This is a genomic window from Streptomyces sp. NPDC055815 (genome assembly GCF_053616475.1).
This window is the reverse complement of the sequence record NZ_JBSHDU010000006.1, coordinates 173627-180687: the sequence shown is the minus strand read 5'-3', so window position 1 is coordinate 180687 and position 7061 is coordinate 173627. Positions and strand designations below refer to the sequence as shown.

At 71.7% G+C, this 7061-nt stretch carries 7 protein-coding genes; 3 read left to right on the top strand and 4 right to left on the bottom strand.

The genetic code is table 11. The features are described from left to right. Nucleotides 1–47: 47 nt before the first annotated feature. Nucleotides 48–503, bottom strand: a complete 456-nt coding sequence (locus tag ACWGN5_RS07075) for a hypothetical protein (protein WP_453511851.1) — start codon at nucleotides 501–503, stop codon at nucleotides 48–50. A gap of 77 nt (nucleotides 504–580) precedes the next feature. After that, complete coding sequence (locus ACWGN5_RS07070) at nucleotides 581–1522, bottom strand: hypothetical protein (RefSeq protein WP_453511849.1); 942 nt, start codon at nucleotides 1520–1522, stop codon at nucleotides 581–583. Between the two features lie 127 nt (nucleotides 1523–1649). Between ACWGN5_RS07070 and ACWGN5_RS07065 the strand changes: the two genes are divergently transcribed. After that, nucleotides 1650–2645: an ArsR/SmtB family transcription factor gene (locus ACWGN5_RS07065; RefSeq protein WP_453511848.1), complete on the top strand. Its 996-nt coding sequence runs from the start codon at nucleotides 1650–1652 to the stop codon at nucleotides 2643–2645. 93 nt (nucleotides 2646–2738) lie between these two features. Here the strand turns inward: ACWGN5_RS07065 and ACWGN5_RS07060 are convergent, their stop codons facing one another. Continuing rightward, a complete protein-coding gene (locus ACWGN5_RS07060; RefSeq protein WP_453511847.1) occupies nucleotides 2739–3086 on the bottom strand; it encodes a hypothetical protein in 348 nt (115 codons plus the stop codon). Further along, nucleotides 3076–3615, bottom strand: coding sequence for a DUF6232 family protein (locus ACWGN5_RS07055; RefSeq protein WP_453511846.1), 540 nt, complete (start codon nucleotides 3613–3615; stop codon nucleotides 3076–3078). Before ACWGN5_RS07055 ends, ACWGN5_RS07060 begins: the two co-directional genes overlap by 11 nt. A 158-nt stretch (nucleotides 3616–3773) precedes the next feature. Between ACWGN5_RS07055 and ACWGN5_RS07050 the strand changes: the two genes are divergently transcribed. Continuing rightward, nucleotides 3774–4700: a hypothetical protein gene (locus ACWGN5_RS07050; protein ID WP_453511844.1), complete on the top strand. Its 927-nt coding sequence runs from the start codon at nucleotides 3774–3776 to the stop codon at nucleotides 4698–4700. A 195-nt stretch (nucleotides 4701–4895) separates the two neighbouring features. Next, entirely contained in the window at nucleotides 4896–6998 is a 2103-nt protein-coding gene (locus ACWGN5_RS07045) for a phosphocholine-specific phospholipase C (protein WP_453511842.1), read from the top strand. Nucleotides 6999–7061: the final 63 nt, after the last annotated feature.

The following is a 7061-nucleotide window of genomic DNA, read 5'->3' as shown; positions in this document are numbered from 1 at the left end:
CCGGAGTTCCGGTGCGGGGCCGCCTTTTGTGCAGGTGTGCGTGCGGATCAGAAGCAGGAGACCGAGGTCGTCGGCCGGAGCAGCAGGGAGCTGGCCTCGTCCCGCTGGCCGACGCCGTTGCCGTCCACGAAGTCGTCCGACAGTCGGTCGTGGGTCACGTAGCTGCCCGGGTTCACGCAGAAGTCGAGGTTCTGGTAGCCGGGGTCGTAGTAGTAGTGGCTCTCGTAGCCGCCGGTGCTGGAGTTGCTGGCCGACCACGAGTTGTCGTTCACGACGTGCCCGCTGGTGAAGGCGTCGTCCCTGAAGTCGTTGTCGCTGTTGAAGTAGTTGTGCACCGAGGAGCCGATGCTGCCCTCGAAGAGACAGTGGTAGCCCGAGGGGCAGCTGGGGCCGGCCGACGCGGTGGACGCGGTCGCGATGCCGCCGCCCACCAGGAGTGCGGTCGCGCCGGCCACGGCGGCGAACTTCCGGCGGAGTCCGGACTTCATCTTGAGTGTGGACATGTCAATCTCGCTTTCGTGTGGGAACATCCGCTCCTGGGCTCAGGAGCGGAAGACTGTGGTGGTGGCCGGGGGCGGGATCAGCCGCCCAGCACCTCGCCGGCCGCCTTCTCCTGGCGGGCGGAGAGCTTCTTCCAGTCCCGGCCGATGTCGGGGTGCTCGTCCAGCCGGCGCTGCTGGGCGGCGGCGAGCCGCTCGTACGCGGTGGCCAGGTATCCCGTCTCCGCCTTGCAGCGCAGGTCCGCCGCGGCGACCGGGCTGCTCCGCCGCTCCGCCTCCGACCGCAGCGACCGCTGCACCCGTACGGGATCCTCGGCCTTGACCTTGGCCCGGTCCATGCACTCCCGCCAGCGCGCGGTCGCCGCACGGAACGAGGCGTCCTTCTCCACGTCCGCGCGGGCGTCCTCCTGCGCCTCGAAGAGCAGGATCCGCACCTGGAGCCAGCGCATCCGGCCGTCGCCCAGCAGACGCGTCTCCGCCTCGGCGAGGCAGCCCTCGCCCGGCCGGGAGACGCTCAGCCGCGCGCCCCCGGCGGTGACCCGCTCGGCCTCGTCACCGAAGAGCGCCCGCGCGTACGCGTCGGTGCTCTCCGGGCTGCCGGGCTTGGGCGGCGCCTCGGGGGAGGGCGTGGGAGCGGCCGTGCGGGGCGGAGCCGTGGACTCGAGGCCGAAGGGCTGCGGGCGCTCGTCGGCGCCCGCGGTCCTGGGCGGCGGGACCGGGGCGTATCGGTAGCCTCGTTCGGCCATGCAGGCGATGGCGATCTTCTGCTGCGCCTCGGCGGCACGCGAGTGCGAGGTGAAGAGCAGGCCGGTGACGGGCGGCAGCCGGTGCAGCGCGGTCAGCTCGGCGGGGTCCATGACCGTCGCCGGCTTCGCCGCCGTGGCGGGCGCCGACGTCTCGCCCGTACCGGTACCGGAACACCCGGCGGCTGCGGCGACGACCAACCCGACGGCCAGTGCGCGTACGAGCCCCTGTGGCGCGGCACGCCTGCCGGAACCCCTTCTCGACAGGGTCTCGGGCATTTTACGATCCACCGTCCTGTTGGTGAGGTGTGCTGGTCAGCACCGGACGGTCTGAGTCTGCGGGTACGGGGGAGCACTGTGAACTTGTGTGCGCTGGAGCGCAATTGTCCTGGTGGGAGGGGTTGAGGTGCTGCGCATTCACTTCACGGGGGAAGATCTCGCACGGGTCCGGATCGCGGCCGATCCGGACCCGCTGTGGGAGATGCTGCACAGCCTGAAGCTGCTGCGCGGAAGGGACGCGGGTGTGCTCTTCGGTCCATGGGTGAGGGAGTCGCTGCCCCGAGTGCCCCAGAGCGCAAGGCTGTTGACGGCGCTCGTGGAGCCCGCCGCGTACTCGGTGGACTTTCTGACGCCCACGGTCGGTGGAGGTCTCGCGGCCCAGGTGGAGGCGTTGCGGTCCACGCCCAGGCAGCGATTCGCGCAGGATCTCAGGGAGTTCGCTCGGCAGAACCCGTCGCGGCGGCTTCCGGCCTGGTCCCGGGAGCTGGCGGAGGGGGAGTCCGCGATGGTCGGCCGGCTGGCCGACGCGGCGTACGCGTACGCCGACGCGGTGCTCGGTCCGTTCTGGGAGCGCATGCGCGCCCAGGTGAGCCGTGACCGGGCGCGCCGCTCGGTCACGCTCGTCGAAGGAGGCTGGGACGCGGTCCTCAACACGCTGCATCCGTCGGTGCGCTGGGAGTACCCGGTACTCCGGGTGGAGTGCCGGGCCGACTTCGACATCCACCTCGGCGGACGTGGTCTGGTGCTTCAACCGTCGCACTTCGGTCGCTGCAGACCGACGTCGCTCGCCGACCCGGCGCTGCCCCCGGTGCTCGTCTACCCGATCGAGCACGACGTCAGCTGGGCGACCCCGGGCGTGCGTCCGGCGGACGGACGGGCGCTCGCGGCCCTGATCGGTCCGACCAGGGCCACCCTGCTGTCCGCGCTGGCCGACGGCGTGGCCAACACGGGTGAGCTGGCCCGCCTCGCCGGCACGACCGCCCCCAATGCCAGCCGGCACATCACGGCCCTGCGCGAGGCGGCACTGGTCTCCAGCCAGCGCCACCGCAACGCCACGCTCCACACGGTCACCGAACTGGGCCTCGCCCTCCTGGAGGGCGAAAACCCGCGCGTCCCCGTCTAGGAGTCCGTCGTGCCGACGAAGGCGCCCAGGCGGCGGGGGAGACGGTGAAGACGGGGCCGCCTCGCCCATCCGCGAGCCTTGCGGTGAGTCGTTCTAGCCGGCGAGCAGCGCGAGCACCCGGCGGACCGCCTCCGCCACCGGGGCGCCGACCTCGCCGACGAGCGCGGCGACTCCGGAGACTGTGCCGAGGGCCCGGCGGAAGGCGCCGGGCGGCGCGTCGTCGCCCTGGCGGATGGTCTCCAGGGAGGCGTCGAGGACCTCGCGGTCCTCGGCCGACACCTGGGTACGGAGGGTCTCGATCGCATGGATCACGGCCTCGTAGACGGCCTGCGGGTCCTGCGCGCCCTGCTGGTTGTTCTCGATCCGGCCGACGGCCCCTTCTCCGGACGCGTTGTAGAAGTCGCGCATGTTGCTGATGTGGAATTCCCCGTTACCGGTCACTGCCCATCCTCCCCACGCTGCCCGGACCGGACGCGTTGTAGAAGTCCCGCATGCTGCCGATGTTGTAGGTGACCATCTGCTTGACGAAGCCGCTGAAGGCGGGGTCCTCGATGGCCCGCATGATCTCGTGCACGATCTGGTGCACCTCGCCGCGGTCCACGCTGGCCAGCAGCGTGAGCGGGTTCCCGGAGGTCTCGATGACCAGCGCGTAGTACGTCTTCTCGAACAGGGCGACGATCAGCTGGACCAGGAAGGTCACCACGAGCACGGTCGCGGTGACGACCGCCCCCCGGGTGATCAGCTCCCGGTCGCTGCCCGACACCTCGCCGGACTGGGCGACGGCGAGCGCGGCGACCACCAGGAGGCCGGTGATCAGCAGGTACTTCACGAAGCGCCCCACGGCCTTCGCCCGCTGGGGCTTGAACTTGACGGTCGTGGCCCGGGCGATGTTCTGCAGGGGGTAGGCCTCGGCCCCGATCCAGAGCACCCGCTTGCTGACCTCGACCTTGATGACCTTGCGTCTGGCCATGCGACTTCCCCTCATGCGCCGTGGCCGTGCGTCGCGATCAGGATGCGCGCGAACACCGCCGGTGAGCAAGAGGAATCCGCGATGACGGCCCGCGCAGCGATATGAGAGGCTCCGCTCCGCTCCGTCGACCCCGGCGGAGCGGGGGAGGGAACAGGGACATGTCGGTGGAACCCAGGGACTACGTCGCTCGGCTGCGCGCGCAGGCCGACGATCCGGGACGCGAGGAGGCGCTGCGGCGCGACCGTACGGTGCGGCGCCGCAGGATCGCGCTCGCGGCCGGTGCCGGCGTGCTGCTCCTCGGCGGGTTCGGGTTCTGGCTGACCGAGGTGACGGGGGAGCGGCCGCCGTACGAGCCCTTCGGCGCGGGGGCGGTCCGGGAGGAGAACTGGCCCCTGGAATGGCCGTACTCGGTCAACATGCCGTTCCGGAACTCGCCCGCGGCCGGATGGGTGCCCGGGGCCGACGGGATCCACCTCCCCGCGGCCGAGCCGGCCGGCGGGCTCACGGCGAAGGACATGGACGCCGTGTTCGAGGACGTGAAGACGCTGCTCGCCGAGACCAACCTCTCGGAGCGGACCCTGGCCGGCGCCGAGCCCGCGGCGGCGCTCGCCCTGCTCGATACGAGCGGCGTCGACGACGCCGTACGGAAGGACATGGTCACCCGCTTCGACCCCGAGGAGGTGTACCTGGACGAGAGCGGTGTCAGGACGCGGGGCACGATGGACTACGAGGTCTCGGCGGCGGGGGAGTTGGTGGTGCACGCCGACTACACCTTCGTCTATCCGCTGGTCAGCACCCAGGTGGGCCACGAGATCGTCCCGGGCCTCTCCGAGGTGGCGCGGATCGCCGTACGGCGCCGGATGACGTTCACGGCGAGGGGCGGGAAGCTCGTCCTGGGCGCCTATGCGAGCGAGGTCGGAAACCACGACTGCCGGGCGCCGAAGGACGGCTACCTCCACCCGCTCTTCGCCGAGGGACGGTGGAAGGCGGCCCGGGCGGCGAAGGGGGCCACCGTCGACCTGTACGACGAGAAGCGCGTCCTGCCGGACGGCCCCGGCCACTGCGTCACCCCGACCCGGACCTGACCGGCCGTCACGCGAGGGTGGGTGGCGAGCGCGTGCTCGTGGCCGGAAATCGCTTGGATTTCTGTCGTGTTCTGTTGGACGTTCACCGCCGCGCCCCCGTCGGGTCTTCTCGCCGTCACCCCCTCTCACTACCGTCCCCGGCGTACCACCCAATGGCTCGAAGGCGAACCATTGGCCGTCGACTGGAGGTCGGTCTTGTCATCCGAGAAGTCCCCCGAGCTGTCCCGCCGCAGGCTCCTCGCGCTGGGCGGAGGTGCGCTCGGTGTCGCCGCCGCCGGCTCGCTGCTGCCGCCGTCCCTGCAGGCGGCGATGGCCGCGGAGCCCCCGGCCGGGGGGATGGCGGCGATCCGGCACGTGGTGATCCTGATGCAGGAGAACCGCTCCTTCGACCACTACTTCGGCACCCTCCGCGGCGTCCGCGGATTCGGCGACCGCAATGCCATTGAACTGCCCTCGGGCAAGCCGGTGTTCGAGCAGCCGGCCGCGCTCGGCCGGACCGTGCTGCCCTTCCCGATCCGCGGCGCCGCCGAGACCCAGCAGAAGGACCTCCAGTACATCGGCGACCTCGACCACTCCTGGAGCGGCGGCGCCAAGGCCTGGCACGGCGGCTGGATGGACGGCTGGGTCTCGGCCAAGACCGCCGCCACCATGGCGTACTACGACCGGCAGGACATCCCGCTCCACTACGAGCTCGCCGACACCTTCACCATCTGCGACGCGTACCACTCGTCCACCCACACCTCGACGAGCCCCAACCGCAACCACCTCTGGTCCGGCTGGACCGGCTACGAGGCCGACGGCAGCCGGGCCGTCACCAACGCCGCCTACGCCGAGGGCACCCACCCCGGCTACGGCTGGTCCACCTACGCCGAGCGGCTCGAAGCCGCCGGGCGGAGCTGGAAGACGTACACCGAGTGGGAGAACTTCACCGACAACAACATCGAGTTCTTCACCAGCTTCAAGAAGATCGCCCGCAAGGCCCTCGCCGCCACCGGCGGGCACACCTTCATGGAGTCCTTCTACGCCGCCGTCCGCGACACCGAGGACCTCGCCGAGCGGGCCAGGCTGCTCGGGCTCCTGGAGGAGGGCGTGGCGACCCTCACCGCCGCCGAGCGCTCCCTCTTCGAGCGCGGGCTCCGCCGCGTCGAGTCCGGCACCCTCGCCGACGCCTTCCGCGCGGACGTCGCCGCCGGCACCCTCCCCGAGGTCTCCTACCTCGTGCCCTCCGCGATCGACTCCGAGCACCCCGGCTCCTCCTCGCCGGTCGCCTCCGCGACCCTCGTCTACAAGATCCTCGACGCCCTCGGCACGCACCCGGACGTCTGGCGCCACACCGTCGTACTGATCAACTACGACGAGAACGACGGCTTCTTCGACCACGTTCCGCCGCCCGTCCCGCCCGCCGACAACACGGACGAGCGGTGGAAGGGCCTGCCCACCGGGCTCGGCGTCCGCGTCCCGCTGCTCGTCGTCTCCCCCTGGTCGGTCGGCGGCTACGTCTGCTCCGAGACCTTCGACCACACCTCCGTGATCCGCTTCCTGGAGCGGCTCACCGGGATCGATGAGCCCAACATCACCCCCTGGCGGCGGGCCGTCACCGGCGACCTCACCTCCGCCTTCGACTTCCACCGGACCCGCCGGCAGCCGCCCGTCGAGCAGCCCGGACCGATCCCGCCCTTCACCGGCCGCTGGCGGCCCCAGCCGCCGGCCGTGCAGCGGATGCCCGTCCAGGAGCCCGGCGCCCGTCCCGCCCGCCCGCTGCCGTACCAGCCGGACGCCTCCGCGACGACCGGTGCCGGTTCCGTCACGGTCGCGCTCAGCAACCGGGGCAGGGCGAGCGCGCACTTCGCCCTCTACCCGTACGCGGGCGAGTACGCCGTCCCGCAGCACCAGGACGTCAGGGGCGAGGGGGAGTGGACCGTCCCCGTTCCGGGTGATCATTACCGCTTCACGATCACCGGCCCCAACGGCTTCCGGCGCGAGTTCGAGGGCCCCGCGGCGGGCGGCGCCGAGCTCGCCAGCCGGGTCGACCACCACGACCGTGACCTGCACCTCACCGTCCGCAACACCGGCTCCGCCCCGCTCGCCTTCACCGTCCGCCCGCTCGGGTACGTGGACGAGCACGACCTGGCCGACTGGACCCGCACCGTCACCGTGAAGCCCGGGAAGACCCGTACCGTCGTCCACTCCGCCGCCGACGCGCACGGCTGGTACGACATCGAGGTGACCGCGCCCGACGGCTTCCGCCGCCGGCTCATGGGCCACATCGAGAACGGCCGCCCGAGCGTCTCCGGCTAGAAGTCCCGCGAGGCCGGGGACCCCAGGACCTGCCCGGCGGGCCCTTGGACCCCGGCCCCGGAC

What these genes read in the sequence shown, in the direction of transcription:
- ACWGN5_RS07055 (WP_453511846.1), bottom strand. Translation starts at nt 3,615, where the DNA reads ATGGCCAGACGCAAGGTCATCAAGGTCGAGGTCAGCAAGCGGGTGCTC.
- ACWGN5_RS07070 (WP_453511849.1), bottom strand. Translation starts at nt 1,522, where the DNA reads ATGCCCGAGACCCTGTCGAGAAGGGGTTCCGGCAGGCGTGCCGCGCCA.
- ACWGN5_RS07050 (WP_453511844.1), top strand. Translation starts at nt 3,774, where the DNA reads ATGTCGGTGGAACCCAGGGACTACGTCGCTCGGCTGCGCGCGCAGGCC.
- ACWGN5_RS07075 (WP_453511851.1), bottom strand. Translation starts at nt 503, where the DNA reads ATGTCCACACTCAAGATGAAGTCCGGACTCCGCCGGAAGTTCGCCGCC.